At 63.8% G+C, this 16,234-nt stretch carries 15 protein-coding genes; 8 read left to right on the top strand and 7 right to left on the bottom strand.

Going from position 1 to position 16,234, the window contains the following annotated elements; all coding sequences use genetic code 11:
- Positions 1-5 precede the first annotated feature (5 nt).
- Complete coding sequence (gene asd, locus AAHE99_RS04920) at positions 6-857, bottom strand: archaetidylserine decarboxylase (protein ID WP_342115010.1); 852 nt, start codon at positions 855-857, stop codon at positions 6-8.
- A 90-nt stretch (positions 858-947) separates the two neighbouring features.
- Here asd and AAHE99_RS04915 point away from each other — a divergent pair, with 90 nt between their 5' ends.
- The 6 genes from AAHE99_RS04915 to AAHE99_RS04890 all read left to right on the top strand — a co-directional run bounded on the left by AAHE99_RS04915 (position 948) and on the right by AAHE99_RS04890 (position 8,295).
- The gene (locus AAHE99_RS04915) at positions 948-3,077 is read left to right on the top strand and encodes a TonB-dependent receptor plug domain-containing protein (RefSeq protein ID WP_342115008.1); all 2,130 of its coding nucleotides are present in this window, start codon (positions 948-950) and stop codon (positions 3,075-3,077) included.
- A 36-nt stretch (positions 3,078-3,113) separates the two neighbouring features.
- The gene (locus tag AAHE99_RS04910; protein ID WP_342115006.1) at positions 3,114-5,186 is read left to right on the top strand and encodes a TonB-dependent receptor family protein; all 2,073 of its coding nucleotides are present in this window, start codon (positions 3,114-3,116) and stop codon (positions 5,184-5,186) included.
- 163 nt (positions 5,187-5,349) lie between these two features.
- Entirely contained in the window at positions 5,350-5,643 is a 294-nt protein-coding gene (locus AAHE99_RS04905) for an H-NS histone family protein (protein ID WP_342115003.1), read from the top strand.
- A gap of 62 nt (positions 5,644-5,705) precedes the next feature.
- Positions 5,706-6,992 (top strand): amidohydrolase family protein, encoded by a 1,287-nt coding sequence (locus AAHE99_RS04900; RefSeq protein ID WP_342115000.1) that lies wholly within the window; start codon positions 5,706-5,708, stop codon positions 6,990-6,992.
- Between the two features lie 6 nt (positions 6,993-6,998).
- Positions 6,999-7,613 carry an LON peptidase substrate-binding domain-containing protein gene (locus tag AAHE99_RS04895; RefSeq protein ID WP_342114998.1) on the top strand — a complete coding sequence of 205 codons (615 nt, stop codon included), beginning with the start codon at positions 6,999-7,001 and terminating at the stop codon, positions 7,611-7,613.
- A 49-nt stretch (positions 7,614-7,662) separates the two neighbouring features.
- Complete coding sequence (locus AAHE99_RS04890) at positions 7,663-8,295, top strand: FMN-binding negative transcriptional regulator (protein ID WP_342114996.1); 633 nt, start codon at positions 7,663-7,665, stop codon at positions 8,293-8,295.
- On the opposite strand, the gene AAHE99_RS04885 is transcribed toward AAHE99_RS04890, so the two are convergent.
- On the bottom strand, positions 8,282-9,235 hold the full coding sequence (locus tag AAHE99_RS04885; RefSeq protein WP_342114994.1) for a DMT family transporter: 954 nt from the start codon (positions 9,233-9,235) through the stop codon (positions 8,282-8,284). The genes AAHE99_RS04890 and AAHE99_RS04885 overlap by 14 nt on opposite strands.
- A gap of 58 nt (positions 9,236-9,293) precedes the next feature.
- On the opposite strand from AAHE99_RS04885, the gene AAHE99_RS04880 reads away from it, so the two are divergent.
- Positions 9,294-10,625, top strand: a complete 1,332-nt coding sequence (locus AAHE99_RS04880; RefSeq protein ID WP_342114992.1) for an erythromycin esterase family protein — start codon at positions 9,294-9,296, stop codon at positions 10,623-10,625.
- Here AAHE99_RS04880 and AAHE99_RS04875 read toward each other — a convergent pair.
- The 3 genes from AAHE99_RS04875 to AAHE99_RS04865 form a co-directional block, all read right to left on the bottom strand.
- A complete protein-coding gene (locus AAHE99_RS04875) occupies positions 10,572-10,880 on the bottom strand; it encodes a DUF1294 domain-containing protein (protein WP_342114989.1) in 309 nt (102 codons plus the stop codon). The two genes, AAHE99_RS04880 and AAHE99_RS04875, sit on opposite strands and share 54 nt — an antisense overlap.
- Entirely contained in the window at positions 10,880-11,899 is a 1,020-nt protein-coding gene (trpS, locus tag AAHE99_RS04870) for a tryptophan--tRNA ligase (protein ID WP_342114988.1), read from the bottom strand. The genes AAHE99_RS04875 and trpS overlap by 1 nt, the downstream gene beginning before the upstream one ends.
- A gap of 232 nt (positions 11,900-12,131) precedes the next feature.
- Positions 12,132-12,545: a hypothetical protein gene (locus AAHE99_RS04865; protein ID WP_342114986.1), complete on the bottom strand. Its 414-nt coding sequence runs from the start codon at positions 12,543-12,545 to the stop codon at positions 12,132-12,134.
- Positions 12,546-12,685: 140 nt separating this feature from the next.
- On the opposite strand from AAHE99_RS04865, the gene AAHE99_RS04860 reads away from it, so the two are divergent.
- A complete protein-coding gene (locus AAHE99_RS04860) occupies positions 12,686-14,554 on the top strand; it encodes a CocE/NonD family hydrolase (RefSeq protein ID WP_342114983.1) in 1,869 nt (622 codons plus the stop codon).
- Position 14,555: 1 nt separating this feature from the next.
- Here the strand turns inward: AAHE99_RS04860 and AAHE99_RS04855 are convergent, their stop codons facing one another.
- Both AAHE99_RS04855 and AAHE99_RS04850 read right to left on the bottom strand, forming a co-directional pair.
- Positions 14,556-15,413: a DMT family transporter gene (locus AAHE99_RS04855; protein ID WP_342114981.1), complete on the bottom strand. Its 858-nt coding sequence runs from the start codon at positions 15,411-15,413 to the stop codon at positions 14,556-14,558.
- Positions 15,413-16,228 (bottom strand): substrate-binding periplasmic protein, encoded by an 816-nt coding sequence (locus AAHE99_RS04850; protein ID WP_342114979.1) that lies wholly within the window; start codon positions 16,226-16,228, stop codon positions 15,413-15,415. The genes AAHE99_RS04855 and AAHE99_RS04850 overlap by 1 nt, the downstream gene beginning before the upstream one ends.
- Between the last annotated feature and the right edge of the window lie 6 nt (positions 16,229-16,234).

Here is a 16,234-nt window from a genome sequence, read left to right as displayed (position 1 = left end):
ACTTTTTATTTCAGGTTGGCCATCAGCTCGCCCAGCCGAACCGGGCCGGCGGGTTGCCAGTGCTGGTTGAAGTGCAGGGTGTCTTTCGGGAACAGCATGACGACGGTGGAGCCAAGCAGGAAGCGGCCCATTTCTTCGCCTTTTTTCAGCACAATGTCCTGGTCGGCATAAGTCCATTCGGTGACGGACGGCAGGCGCGGTGGGTTGACCACGCCGTGCCACACGGTGGCCATGCTGCCGACAATCGTGGCGCCGACCAGCACCATCACGAACGGGCCGAAGGCGGTGTCGAATTCGCACACCACGCGTTCGTTGCGGGCAAACAGGCCCGGCACGCCGCGTGCGGTGGTCGGGTTGACGGAGAACAGCTCGCCCGGCACGTAAATCATGCGCTTGAGCTTGCCTTCGCATGGCATGTGGATGCGGTGGTAGTCGCGTGGGCTCAGGTAGAGGTTGGCGAAGCTGCCGTGCTCGAAGTGCCTGGCCAGCGCGGCGTCGCCGCCGACCAGGGCGGTGGTGCTGAACTTGTGGCCCTTGGCCTGGAAAATCTGGTCGCCTTCAATCGCGCCGAACTGGGAAATGCGGCCATCGACCGGGCACACGAAGTCGGCCTGCGCCAGCGGGCGGGCGCCCGGCTTCAGGGCGCGGGTGAAGAACTCGTTGAAGCTGTGGTAGCTGGCGATGTCCGGGTTGGCCGCTTCATCCATATTGACGTCGTACTTGGCCACGAACCAGCGGATCAGGCGGGTGGTCATCTCGCCGCCTTTGGCGCCTGCAACGCGGCCGGCGAAGTTGGTCAGGGCGCCTTTCGGGAGCAGGTATTGCGGCAGTACGGCAAGTCGGGACACGGTCGGCATTCCAATAATTTAAAGATGCCGAATTATATCCTTGCTACCGCCTGCACCATAGGGTAGAGTTGCGCCCGAGAATTATTTACCAAATTAACAATGATTCGCCTGACACTCCTTGCCGCAGCCATCCTGTCCGCCACCCACGCCATGGCGGAGCAACAGCAACCCATCCAGAAAGTTGAAATCAAGTCCTCGGCCGGCGGCTACAACCCGCGCAAGGACGATACCGCGAGCAAGATCGTGGTCAGCAGCGAGGAGCTCAAGCGTTACGGTGATACCTCGATCGGCGATGCACTGAAGCGCGTGCCCGGCGTGACGGTCGGCGCCGGTGGCCGCGATATCCGCATGCGCGGCCTGGGCAGCGGCTATACGCAAATCCTGCTGAATGGCGAGCGCGTGCCGCCGGGCTTCAATATCGAGACCCTGTCGCCGGACAGCATCGAACGCATCGAGGTGATCCGCGCGGCCAGCGCCGAATTCAGCACGCAGGCCATCGCCGGCACCATCAATATCGTTTTGAAGAAGTCGGTGCAGACGGCGCAGCGCGAGTTCAAGCTCGGCTTCGGCCGCAGCAGCGAGGCGAACAACCCGAACGGCAACCTGATCCTGTCGGACAAGGACGGCAATTTCTCGTATTCGGTGAATATGGGCGGCGGGCGCTTTGAGTTCGACCGCAATAGCTTTACCGACGAAGAGCTGATCAACCTGGCCGGCACGCCGCTGATGGACCGCCGCATGCTGATCCACGACCGCGGCCACGCACGCGGCCTGGAGCTGTCGCCGCGCCTGAACTGGACCCTGGCGAACGGCGACACGCTGACGTCGCAGTCCTTCATCAACCGCAATATCTTCAAGAGCACCATCGACCGCCGCTTCGACGTGGCGGTGGGCGAAGCGCCGTTCTACGATGGCGTCCACATCATCAACGTCAATAAAAGCCTGCATGCGCGCTCGGACCTGAACTGGATGCACAAGTTTGGCGAAGGCGCCAAACTGGACGCCAAGATCGGCGGCCATCGCCTGCGCAACAACGGCACCTGGTTTGAGTCGGAAGCGCATCGCGGTGCGCCGGCGCTGCAGCACGATGTGTACAGCGGCGTGCGCGAGTGGGGTACCAGCAGCACCGGCAAGTATTCCAGGCCGGTGGGCGACGACCATGCGCTGGCCATGGGCTGGAACGTCGGCTATACCGAGCGCGATGACTGGCGCAACCAGCGCGACCTTTACACCAGCGGTGGGCGCGACGACAAGGACGAAGGCTTCCGCGCGTCGGTACGCCGCAGCGCTTTCTACACGCAGGATGAATGGAACCTGAGCAAGGCCTGGTCGCTGTATATGGGCCTGCGCTGGGAAGGCATGGAGACGCGCAGCTCGGGCGCCGGCTTTGATCCGGTGCGCAACCGCAGCAGCGTGTGGAGCCCGCTGGCGCAAACCTTGTACAAGCTGCCGAACGGGAAGGACCAGCTGCGTGCCGCGCTGACCCGTACCTACAAGGCGCCGCAGGCGGGCACCCTGTCCGGCCGCCGATTCACCTCGACCAACAACAGCCAAGTGGACACCGACTGGATCGGCAACCCGAACCTGAAGCCGGAACTGGCGACCGGCTTCGACGCCTCGTACGAACATTACTGGGCGGAGGGCGCCTTGTTCAGCGTGGCCGCCGCCGCGCGCCACCTGAACGATTTCACGCGCCCGAATGTGCTGTTGGACCAAAGCGGCCGCTGGGTGACCACCATGATGAACAACGGCAGCGCCAATGTGCGCAGCCTGGACGTGGAGTTGAAGTTCCCGCTGAAAGCGGTCATGGACAATGCGCCCGCCCTGGATGTGCGCGCGAGCCTCAGCCGCAACTGGTCGCAGGTGGACTCGGTGCCGGGTCCGAACAACCGCCTGGACCAGCAAGTGCCTGTCAGCGCGGTGCTGGGCCTGGACTACAAGACGCCGGATGGTATCTGGAGCCTGGGCGGCAGCTTCAACTACCGTGGCGCCGGCCTGGTACGCAAGGACGTGGACCGTTACGACTGGGCCACGCCGGGCCGCCAGCTGGATGCTTACGTCGCCTGGAAGCTGGATCTCAAGACCCAGCTGCGCCTGGCGGGCTGGAACCTGCTGGCGCGCGACCAGGTCTCGCGTTCCACGTATTACACGGGGCAGGGCCGCCTGTCGTCGGAGTCCACTACCCCGGGCGTGCGTTTCATTCGCTTACAACTGGAGACGCGCTTCTAAGCTAGAATCTTGCCTCTTAGTCACACGAGGCATTGAATGAAGAACAAGAATTTCCAGCGCAGCGCGATTGCTGCCGCTTGCCTGGCCCTGGTTTCGGGCGCGGTCCATGCGCAAGCCGGCGCCAATGAACAGCAAATTGAAACGGTGCAGGTGCTTGGCAATTGGCTGGGTTCCGGCCAGAAGAGCGTGAAGAACTTCGGCGGCGCACGCAATGTCGTGAAGCTGGATGACATCCAGGACTCCGGCGCCGCCAGCATCAGCGACGTGCTGCGCACCGTGCCCGGCGTGCAGATCACCGACAATTCCTCCAGCGGCGGCAGCGGCATCTCGCTGAACATCGGCGTGCGTGGCCTGGAAGGCCGCTACTCGCCGCGTTCGACCGTCCTGCTGGATGGCATCCCACTGGCGGTGGCGCCATACGGCCAGCCGCAGCTGTCTTTCGCGCCGGTATCGCTGGCGAATATCGATTCGATCGACGTGGTGCGCGGCGGCGGCGCGGTGCGCTATGGCCCGCAGAACGTGGGCGGCATCATCAACTTCAAGACGCGCGCGATTCCGCTGGGCGACTTCAAGGGCGATGCCTCGGTGCGCTATAACTACTTCGATGGCGGCAACTACAACGTCCAGACCAGCGCCTTCGCCGGCGGCGGCGATGCGGACGGCTTTGCAGTGGCGCTGCTGTACTCCGGTTCCAGCGGCCGTGGCTACCGCAAGCACAGCAAGGAAGTGCTGAACGACGTGGCGCTGAAGTTCCGCTATGCGCTGAGCGCGACGTCCGAGCTGAATGCCAAGCTCTCCTATTACGACGCCAATACCGACCTGCCGGGCGGCCTGACCGCGGCCCAGTACAAGGCCGGTCCGCGTGAAGCCTTCCGCAACGTCGACGAGTGGTCGGGGCAGCGTGTGGGCCTCGATGCCGGCTACCTGAATAGCCTGTCGGCGACGCAGGAAGTCGAAGTGCGCGCCTTCTTCAACGACAGCGAGCGTAGCAGCATTTTGGCCAATGCCCAGGACAAGACCGCGACCATCATCAGCGTCCAGCCGCGCAACTACAAGGTTGCCGGCATCGAGCCGCGCTTCACCCAGCGCCTGAACTGGGGCCGGGTGCGCCATGACGTCACCGCGGGCTACCGCTATATCAGCGAACGCGCCGATGAAAAGATGGTGAACGCACTGGTGGGCAGCAATGTCACCAGCGTCTCGCGCAGCTCGGAAAACAGCACCGACGCCCATTCCCTCTACGTGGACGACCAGATCGCCTTCGGCCAATGGCGCGTGACGCCGGGCGTGCGCTATGAGCGCATCAAGATGGACCGCGAAAACAAGCTGAAGGCGTTTACCCAGGAAATCAGCAGCCACAAGGCGCTGCCTTCGGTGAATGTGTCCTACCTGGCCAGCAAGGAAGTGACCCTGTACGGCAATTACAACAGCTCCTTTGGCAGCATCCAGCACCTGCAACTGAACCTTCAGGAATCGGCCGATGCGCTGAAGCCGGAAAGCGCTAAAACCCAGGAGCTGGGCGCGCGCTACACCGGCAGCCAATGGCAGCTGGAAGGCACGCTGTTTAACCTGGATTTCTCGAACCAGATCCAGTTTGTGAATACTGCACCGGTGTTTTATAAGAACCTGGGTAAAACCCGGCACCGTGGCCTGGAAACCCGTGCCGAATATGCATTTGACCGTTCCGGCAAACTGGCTGGCCTGAGCGCTTATGCCACCTGCTCTTATACCAATGCGGAACTGCGCCAGGGCGCCAATGCAGGCAAAGATGTGCCGTTCTATTCGCGCAATGTCGATAGCCAGGGCGTTAAATTCAAGCGCGGCGCATGGACCGTGGACCTGCATACCACGCACCAGGGCAAACAGTATTCCGATGAAGCGAATACCGTCGCCGAATCTGAGAATGGCGCGGCTGGTGTAATTCCGGCCTACCGCCTGTGGAATGCGAATGTAAGCTGGGCGGTTCCTGGTGTGCAGTCGACTGAAATTCAGCTGGGCGTAAATAACCTGTCGAATAAGGCTTACTTTACCCGTACCACGGATACCAACCTCGGCATTCTGCCGGGGGCGGGCCGTATGGCCTATATCCAGCTGCGCACTGGCTTTTAAATAGTGATGAAATAAAAAAAAGCGCCACACTTCAAATGTGTGGCGCTTTTTTATTATTCTGGTTAAATTATGTGGATAAAATCCTTGCATCTATGGTACATTGCAAGACAGAAATATCACACATTCTCACACATCGACTTTTCATACACTTAGGGTAAGAAAGATGACGACCTACCAAGAATATCAGGCGAAAATCGCCGAACTGCAGAACCTGGCAGCGGATGCGCGCAAAGCCGAGGTTCAAAAAGCCAAAGAACAGATCTGGTCCATCATGCGCGAATATGACTTGAGCCCGGCCGACCTCGGTCCTGCGGCCAAGAGCAATAAGCCGGTCAAACCGCGTGCGCGCGTGCCGATGAAATACCAGGATCCGGTATCCGGTTCGCAATGGACTGGCCGCGGCCGTGCTCCGAAATGGCTGGAGGGCAAGAACAAGGAAGATTTCCTGATTAAATAAGCTGAACCCGGCAAGAAGGGCGGATTAAATATCCGCCCTTTTTCTATTTATACGGCGGGAATATGTTGAAGCATGCATTGCGGCCGCTGGCGGCGGCATTCCTTTGTCTATTTGCCGGCGCCGCCTGGGCCGGAAAACCGGTATTGCTGACGCCCGAGCGGGTATGGACGGGTGAGGGTGCGCCGCACAGCGGCTGGTCGGTGCTGGTCGTGGACGGCAAGATTGCCGCCGCCGGGCCGAGCGCCAGCGTGGCGGCGCCGGCCGATGCCGAACGTATCGCCTTGCCCGGCCAGACCTTGATTCCGGGGCTGATGGACCAGCATTCCCATGTGCTGCTGCATCCGTATAACGAGACCAGCTGGGACGACCAGGTGCTGAAGGAGCCGGAGGCCTACCGCGTGCTGCTGGCCGGCCGCCATGTTCAGCAGCAGCTGCAATCGGGATTCACCACATTGCGCGACCTGGGTAGCGAAGGCGCCGGCTATGCCGATGTCTCGGTCAAGCGCGCCATCGAGGATGGCGTGCTGCCTGGCCCGCGCCTGTTCGTTGCCACGCTGGCGATTGTGGCCAGCAGCAGCTATGGCCCGAACGCGAAGTCCTATCGGCCGGACATGGTGCTGCCGGTTGGCGCGCAGGAAGCGACCGGAGTCGACGAAGTGGTGAAGGCCGTGCGCGAACAGTCGGCGCGCGGTGCGGACTGGATCAAGGTGTATGCCGACTACCGCATCGGGCCCGATAATTCGGCACGCGCGACCTTCAGCCAGCAGGAGCTCGATGCGCTGGTGGCAGCAGCCCACGGCTCCGGGCGCCGTGTCGCAGCCCATGCCGCCACCGATGAAGGCATGCGCCGCGCGGTAATGGCCGGGGTGGATACGATCGAACATGGTTATGGCGGCAGCGAGGCGACCTTCAAGCTGATGGCGGAACGCAAAGTTGCCTATTTCCCCACGCTGGCGGCGCCCGAGGCGACCAGCGAGTATTTCCAGAAACATGTGCGGGGCGGCGCGCCCACGCCTTCCATGCAGGCGGCGGCACGCGCATTCGCGCTGGCGCGCAAGCACGGCGTGACGATAGGCCTGGGCAGCGATGTGGGCGTGTTCGCCCACGGCGGCAGCGCGCGCGAGGCGGAATGGATGGTCAGGCTGGGCATGACGCCGGCCGAGGCGCTGCGGGCGGCGACGGTGGTGAATGCTGCTGTGCTGGACCGCGCCGGCTCGCTGGGCCAGGTCAAGGCCGGCTACCTGGCGGACCTGGTGGCGGTGCAGGGCGATCCCACTGCCGAAATCGGGGCCCTGTACCGGGTCAACTTCGTCATGAAAGGCGGCACCGTGTATAGAAACGTGCGATGATGAAGTATGGCCGCGATTCCCTTATTCCCGTTGCAAACGGTGCTGTATCCGGATGGCTTCTTGCCTTTGCAGGTGTTCGAGGTGCGCTATCTGGATATGGTGAAGCGCTGCATCGAGCATAAGGAGGATTTCGGCGTGGTCGCCCTGGTGCAGGGCAACGAGGTGCGCAAGCCGGACCAGCACGAGACCCTGTGCGCGGTGGGCACCATGGCGCATATCGAGGAGTGGAAGGCGCTGATGCCGGGGCTGATGCATATCCGCTGCAAGGGGCGCCAGCGCTTCCGCATCGTGACGGCGGAACAGCTCAAACACGGCTTGTGGATGGCGGAGGTGGCGGCCATCGACGACGATTTGGCGGTGCCCATCCCTTCCGACCAGCAGGACGTGGCCAACAGCCTCGGGGTCCTGATTCAGACCTTGCAGGAGCGCGGCGTGCCGCCGGATCAGATGCCGATGCTGGCGCCTTACCGCCTGACCGAGGCAGGCTGGGTGGCCAACCGCTGGTGCGAGCTGCTGCGCCTGACACTGGCGCAGAAGCAGCTGCTGCTGGCGCAGGAGAACCCGGTGCTGCGGTTGGAGCTGATCCAGGATGTCATGGTCGAACATGGCCTGCTGAATTAGGCCATCGCTGGCTCTATGCCGCGCCCGCGCGCGTCGCTAGACTGGGGCCATGTACAAGCAAACTCATTTCGCCGAGGACCGCATCGAGGTCCAGCATGGGCTGATCCGGGCGTATCCGCTCGGGATGCTGATTATCCCTTCCGCACCGAGCGCCGACCTGGTGCCGTTCGCGCTGTATCCCGCCGAGGGCGAGGCCGGCCTGGGCGTGCTGCGCGCCCACGTTGCGCGCGCCAATCCGGCGTGGCGGGCGCTGGCCGCCGGCGGCGACTGCATGGTGGTGTTCCAGGGGCCGGATGCTTACGTCAGCCCGAACTGGTATCCGTCCAAAGCCGAAAACCACAAGCAGGTGCCGACCTGGAACTACGCGATGGTGCAGGTGCGCGGCACTGCGCGCGTGGTGGAGGATGCCGCCTGGCTGAAGCGCCAGCTCAATGACCTCACCGCCGTGCACGAAGGCGGCATGCCGGAGCCGTGGACGCTGTCCGATGCGCCGGCGGATTTTATCGACGGCTTGCTGAAGGCGATTGTGGGGATTGAGATCCCGATTGCCGAAATCAGCGGCAAGTGGAAGGTCAGCCAGAACCGCAGCGCCGCCGATGCGGCTGGCGTTGCGGCGGGGCTGGGCGCGCACGCCATGGCGGCGCTGGTGGCCGAGCGCGCGCCGCGCGTCAAGCCGGACTGAGTTCTTCTTCCTGGGCGTGGACGTGCATCGACCACGTCACGCCCGCGATCAGCAGCACGATGGCGGCGACCTCCAGCGGGCGCGGGAACTGCTGCTTGTAGATAAAGCCGTACAGCAGCGCGAACAAGGTCTCGAACAGGATCAACTGGCCGGACAGGGTGACCGGCACGCGGCGGCTGGCGATATTCCACAGGTGGTTGCCGATCACGGAAGCGCCCAGGGCCAGCAAGCCATTGCAGATCCAGAACATGGTCCAGTCGCGGCCCGATGCCGCGCCGGCAGCCCCGGTGACATCGGCATGGAATACCGCGAACGCAAGGCCGCCGATGATGATCGAGATAAAGCCGGTCGACAGGCCATACAGCGCCGACCATTCCGCGCTGCTGTAGTGCGGGTTGCGTTTCAGGTAGCGCGCATTGTCCAGGGTGTACCAGCTCCAGCACAGCAGGGCGCCAGTGGCGCAGGCCACGCCCACCAGCGTATTGACCAGCGACCCGCCGCCCGCCGCCGCGTGCTGGAACACGTCGATATTAATGCAGGTGATGCCGGCGGCCGTGACCAGCAGCGGCATGGCCAGCTGGCGCAGCGGCACCGCGCCATGGTCGTTGCGTCCCATCAGGGTAACCGCGATCGGCAGCACGCCGATGATCAGCGAGGTGGGGGCCACGCCGGCCAGCTTCACGCCCAGCGCCAGGAACATGTAGTAGACGATATTGCCCGCCAGCGCATGGCGCACCAGCGCGAAATAATCGCTGCGCTCCAGCCGGCCGACCAGGTTGCGCAAGCGCGGCAGCATGAGGACGAAGGCAATCGCGCCGTAGGCCGTATAGCGGCCGACCGCCATCTCCAGCGGCGTAAAGGCCGACAGCAGTTCCGGCACAATGAACACCATGCCCCACATCGCGCCTGCCAGCAGGCCACACACCACACCAGTCCACATCTTTATTTCCTTTTTTTAACCTGCGACAGTTTCGCACAGCTTGCGATATCTTGCTGGCATGGACACGACTTTGACCGCCGCGCTGCAGCGCGAGGCGCGGCCACTGGAAACAGCGGAGGATTTCGAGTTCCTGCTTGAATGCATCGGCGACGCGACGCTGGTGCAGTTGGGCGAGGCCACGCACGGAACGCGAGAGTTCTACCGCCTGCGCGCCGACATCAGCAAACGCCTGATTGTCGACAAGGGCTTCGACGCCATCGCGGTCGAAGCCGACTGGCCCGATGCGCTGCGCGTCAGCCGCTATGTGCAGCATATGGGCGATGATATGAGCGCCGACCAGGCGCTGTCCGGCTTCAAGCGCTTCCCGCAATGGATGTGGCGCAACCACGAAACCGTGGACCTGGTGAACTGGCTGCGCCTGCACAATCTGCACGTCGCCAGCCCGGCGCGCCGCTGCGGTTTCTATGGGCTGGACCTGTACAGCCTGGAGCAATCGATGCATGCCGTGATCGCCTACCTGGAGCAGGCCGATCCCGAAGCGGCGGCGCGGGCGCGTGAGCGCTACAGCTGCATCGACCACTTTGCCGAAGACCCGCAGCGCTACGGCTACGCCACCAGTTTCGGCATGAAGCCGCATTGCGAAGAGGCGGTGCTGCGCCAGCTGGTGGACATGAACCGCAAGGCCAACGAACACCTGCGCACTGGCATGGTGCCGGATGAATTCTTCTACGCGCAGCAAAATGCCCGCGTCACGCGCAATGCGGAGGTGTATTACCGCGCCATGTTCCGCGGCCGCGACGAATCGTGGAATGTGCGCGACTCGCATATGGCGGAAACGCTGCAGGCGCTGCGCGAGCATATCGGCCAGGGCATCGGGCGCCCGGCGCGCATCGTGGTGTGGGCGCACAAATCGCACCTGGGCGACGCGCGGGCGACGGAGATGGGCGAGCATGGACAACTGAACCTGGGCCAGCTGGTGCGCGAGCGCTATCGCCCGCAGGACAGCTTCCTGCTTGGCTTCACCACCCACGCCGGCAGCGTGACGGCAGCCAGCGACTGGGACGGCCCGGCCGAACTGAAACCGGTGGTGCCGTCACGGCCGGACAGCGTGGAGCGCCTGCTGCATGAGGTGGGGATGCCGGTGTTCCTGCTGCCATTGCGCGGGCGCGGCAGCGCGCTGGCGCGGGTCGACGGGCGTTTGCTGGAGCGGGCGATCGGCGTGATTTACCGTCCCGACACGGAGCGCCTGAGCCACTACTTCCATGCCGATGCGGCGCGCCAGTTCGACGCCCTGATCCACGTCGACCGCACAACCGCGCTGACGCCGCTCGAGCGTTCAGCCCTGTGGCAGCACGAGGAGCCCGCCGAGACTTACCCATCCGGCCTGTAGCGCGACCAGCGCGGCCATATTCAGCACCACGGTGAGCCAGAATTTGGCAAGAAAGGATGTTTTGGAGGATTTGTGGCGCAGCAGCTGCTGCGCCGCCAGCGCACCGGGCCAGCCGCCGGCCAGTCCCAGGAGCAGCAAGGTGCGTTCCGGCGTGCGGTGGCGGCCGTTGCGGGCCGCCGACTTGTCCAGCGCGTAGGCGATGAAACAGACGACGCTGGCCACGGCATACAGCGCGGCCAGCGCAAGCACTTGCATCAGAAGTAGGTCAGGCCGAGGGCGGCCTTCACTTCATCAGTGGTGCGTGCAGCCACTTCGCGGGCGCGCATAGTGCCTTCCTTCAGCACCTGCATGATGTAGCCCTTGTCCTTGGCCAGTTCTTCGCGGCGCGCGCGGATCGGCGCCAGCATGTCCTGCAGCACGGCTTCCAGGCGCTTCTTGACGACCGAGTCGCCCAAGCCGCCGCGGGTGTAGTGGTCCTTCATTTCCTGCAGGCTGGCCTTGTCGGTATCGAAGGCGTCCAGGTAGATGAAGGCGACGTTGCCTTCCAGGTGGCCCGGGTCGGAGACCTTCAGGTGCAGCGGGTCGGTGTAGACCATCTTCACCGCAGCCTTGATCTCGTCGGCGGTAGCGCCCAGGTTGATCACATTGCCCAGCGACTTGGACATTTTCGCTTTGCCGTCGATGCCTGGCAGGCGGCCCACTTCCGGCACCACCGCCTTGCACTCGACCAGGATGTCCTTATTGGCCAGGCGGTTGAACTTGCGCACGATCTCGTTGGTCTGCTCGATCATCGGGATCTGGTCCTCGCCGACCGGCACGATGGTGGCCTTGAAGGCCGAAATATCGGCCGCCTGCGAAGCAGGGTAGGTCAGGAAGCCGGCCGGGATATCGCGCTCAAAGCCGCGCAGCACGATTTCCTGCTTCACGGTCGGATTGCGCTCCAGGCGCGCCACGGTGACCATGTTCAGGTAATAGAAGGTCAGCTCGGCCAGTTCCGGGATTTGCGACTGGATCAGGATGGTGGACTTGGCCGGGTCGATACCGCAAGCCATATAATCCAGCGCCACTTCCACCACATTACGGTGCACCTTATTGGTGTCGTCCATATTGTCGGTCAGCGCCTGCGAGTCGGCCAGCATGATGAACTGGTTATAGTCATCCTGATAGGACACACGGTTGCGCAGGCTACCGACGAAGTGGCCGAGGTGCAGCGGACCGGTTGGACGGTCGCCGGTCAGGATAATCGGTTTGGCAGGGGAGGCTGGCTGGCTCATAGGGTTCTTTCTGCTTGCCCCTGTTGCCGTTGCGCCCAAAAGAAACGCCACCTGGACAGAGGCGGCGTTGATATTAAAATCACATCACTTTTCAGTGGCCGCGCTAAGTCAGCGGCGCCACCAATTGCGGGAAAACAGATGTGATTGGATAAATTTCATCCCGCAATGGTTACAGTTCCAGTGCCCCCTGTCAAGATCTGTCCATCCTGGGGTCAGGAACGAATATGGACAATTATTGCCGGTAAGGATTATTCGGGCGTTCGTCGACGCGGTTGGGGACGCCGTCGTTGTCGCGGTCGCGGTCATAGCGGTTGGGGATGCCGTCGCGGTCACGGTCGCCGCGCTCCCAGCGCCCGCGTTCCATCCGCCAGCGGCCATTATCCAGTTGTGCCCAGGAGGGTTCGCGCCAGTAGTAGCCGTGGCGGGCGCGCACGTACTTGCCGTTCACCCAGATGTGGCGGTGGCCGTTCCAGTGCCAATAGCCGGGCGTCCACACATAGCCCCGGCGGGCTGGCGGAATGACTTCTTCGCGGGCTGGCGGCGGGGCGACGCGCACCACGACGACATCAGCGTTGGCGGCGGGGGCGAAAGCCAGGCCGCCGCCCAGGGAAGCAGCCAAAAGCGTTGCAATCAGCAATTTTTTCATGATGGACTCCTTCGACGATCACGGTAAGAGCCATTGTTGCTGAGACAGCCGGAACCGTATGTGCGAACACACGCATACGCCAAGACATTGGTTTTCTAGTAATATTGCCGAAAAATTTTCACGCCTTGCCGGAGACCCCCATGCGTAACGTCTTTTTGCTGTCCACCGTATTACTGGCCGCCCAGGCCGGCGCGCAGACTTCGCCGATGGCGCCCGATATCGTGGCCGGTTTCGAGGCCCCGCAGGACCAGGCTGATTACATCAAGCGCGTGGTCATGATCCCGATGCGGGACGGCGTAAAGCTGCACACGGTGATCGTGGTGCCGAAGGGCGCCAGCAAGGCGCCGATCATCCTCACGCGCACGCCGTACAACGCGGCCGGCCGCGCCAAGCGCAATACCAGCCCGTGGATGCAGTCTTCGCTGCCGATGGGCGATGAAGTGTTCGGGCGTGATTTCATCCGCGTGTTCCAGGACGTACGCGGCAAGTATGGTTCCGAGGGCGATTATGTGATGACCCGCCCGGTGCGGGGCCCCCTGAACAGCAGCCAGACCGATAACGGTACCGATGCCTGGGACACGATCGAGTGGCTGGTCAAGAATGTGCCGGAAACGAACGGCAAAGTCGGCATGATCGGTTCTTCCTACGAAGGCTTTACCGTGCTGATGGCGCTGACCGAGCCGCATCCCGCGCTGAAGGCTGCGGTGCCTATGAGCGCCATGGTGGATGGCTGGCGCGGCGACGACTGGTTCCACAATGGCGCCTTCCGCGTGAATACGCTGGCCTATATCTCCGGCCAGAACACGGCGCGCGGCCGCGGCGAGGCGCTGGCCACCGGCATCTACGACGATTACGATGCGGTGCTGCGCGCGGGTTCGGTGGCGGACATGGCGCGCCGTCATGGCCTGGACCAGCTGAATTTCACCAAGAAGCTGTTCGAGCATCCGGCTTACGACAGCTTCTGGCAGGAGCAGGCGCTGGACCGCATTCTCGCCAAGCGTCCATTGACCGTGCCGACCATGCACGTGGTGGGACAGTGGGACCAGGAAGATATCTACGGCGCCTACGCAACCTATGCCGCGCTGGAAAAGCAGGACAAGGACAATAAGCTGAATTACCTGGCCGTCGGCCCCTGGCGCCACAGCGGCGTGAATTACGATGGCTCCTCGCTCGGCGCCTTGCGCTTCACCGGCGATACCGCTTTGGAGTTCCGCCGCGATGTGATGGTGCCATTCCTCAAGCAGCACCTGGTGGATGGTGCGCCCGCCGCCGCGACGCCGCCGGTGTTCTGGTACCAGACCGGCAGCAACCAGTGGCAGCGCCTGTCGCAGTGGCCGCAATCCAGCGCCAAGCCGGTGTACCTGCAGGGCGGCTTCAAGCTGTCGTTCGCCAAGCCGGCCGGCGCCGCAGCGGCTTACGATGAATACGTGTCTGATCCGGCCAAGCCGGTGCCGTTCGTGCCGCGTCCTGTGCGCATGGAGGATGAAAACGTGTGGAAGCCATGGCTGGTGAGCGACCAGCGCTTTGTCAGCGACCGCACCGATGTCCTGAGCTACGTTTCAGAACCGCTGAAAGAGCCGCTGGTGCTGTCCGGCGCCCCAGTCGTGCACCTGAACGCCTCGACCTCCGGCAGCGATGCCGACTGGGTCGTGAAAGTGATCGACGTCTATCCGGACGAAGTGCCGTCGCAGCCTGCCATGGGCGGCTACCAGCTGCCGCTGTCGATGGACATCCTGCGCGGCCGCTACCGCGACAGCTTCGAAAAGCCATCGGCCATCCCGTCCAACAAACCGGTGCAGTACAGCTTCACGCTGCCGCCGGTTAACCACGTGATCCAGCCCGGCCACCGGGTGATGATCCAGGTGCAGTCCAGCTGGTTCCCGCTGTACGACCGCAACCCGCAAACCTACGTGCCGAACATCTTCCTGGCGGCGCCTGGCGATTACAAGAAGGCCACGCAGCGCGTGTTCCATGGCAGCGCCGTGGTGCTGCCTGTTGTGGAGCGCTGATTCAGGCGAGGCGCATCAGCACCGCGCCGGCGGCGATCGCGGCGATGGCCAGGGCGCGTTTGCGGCCGATGCGTTCGGACAGGAAGAACCTGGCGATCAGCGCGGCGAACAGGATGGAGGTTTCGCGCAGGGCTGCGACGGCGGCCAGCGGGGCGACTGTCATGGCCCATAAGGCGAGGCCGTAAGAGCCCAGCGTGCCGGCGCCGCCGAGGATGGCGGTGCGCCAGTGCTGGATGGCGTAGCCGTGCAATTGGCGCGGGCAGCGGATGGTGCACCAGGCCAGCAGGCCAACGGCGCTTAGTATGTGCAGCCACATGACGTAGGCGGCCGGTGCGTCCGATGCGCGTGCGCCCAATCCGTCAACCAGGGTGTAGGCGGCGATTACCAGGGCGTTCAGCAGGGCGTAAAGCGTGGCGCGGCTACGCGAGGAGGCTGTGGCCTGCGTGGCGGTCGCGCGGGTGGCGAACCAGAGTCCGAAGATGCCGCCGCTGATGCAGGCGACGGCGGCGTACTGGGTAGGCGTCAGGTGCTCGCCAAGCAAGGGCACGCTCGACAAGGCGACCAGCAGCGGCGCGCTGCCGCGCATCAGCGGGTAGGCGTGGCTCATGTCGCCGTGGCGGTAGGCTGCGGCCAGCAGGCCGTAATAGAAATAGTGGATGACCGTGGAGGCGGCCATATAGGGCCAGCTGGCCTCCGCCGGCGCTGCGAGGAACGGCAGGAAGGGCAGCGAAAGCAGCGCGGCGCCGCTGGCGACCAGCACGCTGCCGAAAAAGGGGTCGCGGCCGCCCTTGACCAGCGCATTCCAGCTTGCGTGCAGCAGCGCGCCGCACAGGACGACGGCGACAACGGTGGGCGACATCAACGCGGGCGCACGCTTTCGCTAAGGATTTCTGGCCGGTGGTAGCGCTGGAATCCTTCCATCACCACATTCGACTTGGCGGCGCGCTCCAGCAACTCCAGCAGGATGGCGCGGTCGTCCGGCGTCAGCGAGTGGCGCGAGACGTAGACGCCGGTCTGCTGCCATGGCAGCTCCGGAATCGGCTCCAGGCGCAGGCGGTCGAGCATGCCCTGCACGCGGGCTTCGCGGTTGATGGCGCCGGCCAGGATGGTCGGGCCCATGATCGTGACGTCCACCGCGCCGACGAACAGCAGCCGTGCGATAGCGGTAGGTTCGACTTCAACGAACAGGCGGCCTTGCTTGGCCAGCTCGCGCACCAGCGCCTGGTAGGCTTCGCCGTAATCGTATCCGCGCACGACGGCCATGCGCAGGTCGCGCCGGTCCAGCAGGTCCTGTGCGTTGATGATGGCAGGGCGGGCGCTTTGCAGCGATATCAGGACGGCGCGATGCCCGACCATGGGCACGAAGATGCCGTGCACGTCGCGTGCCGGGGTGCGCGTGGCGGGCAGCAGCAGATCGGCCTTGCCGGTCTCGAACATCAACTCCTGGCGGGCGCGCGGCACGCCGGCAAACACGAAATGGCAGCCTGCGCGCGGCCCGAGGCTGCGGAACAGGTCCGGATAGATGCCGCTGAAGACGCCATTGCCGACGATGACGCTGACGCCTGTGCTGGACACCGGTACTACGATATCGCGCGAACATTCGGCGTGCGCCGGCATGGCCGCCGCGAGGGTTGCGGCGGCCAGCAGGCGGCGGATGATGCGAAGTCCAGTCATATCGCG

The organism is Pseudoduganella sp. OTU4001, from assembly GCF_038440195.1.
GTDB lineage: Bacteria > Pseudomonadota > Gammaproteobacteria > Burkholderiales > Burkholderiaceae_D > Rugamonas.
This window is presented reverse-complemented; position numbering and strand designations above follow the sequence as displayed.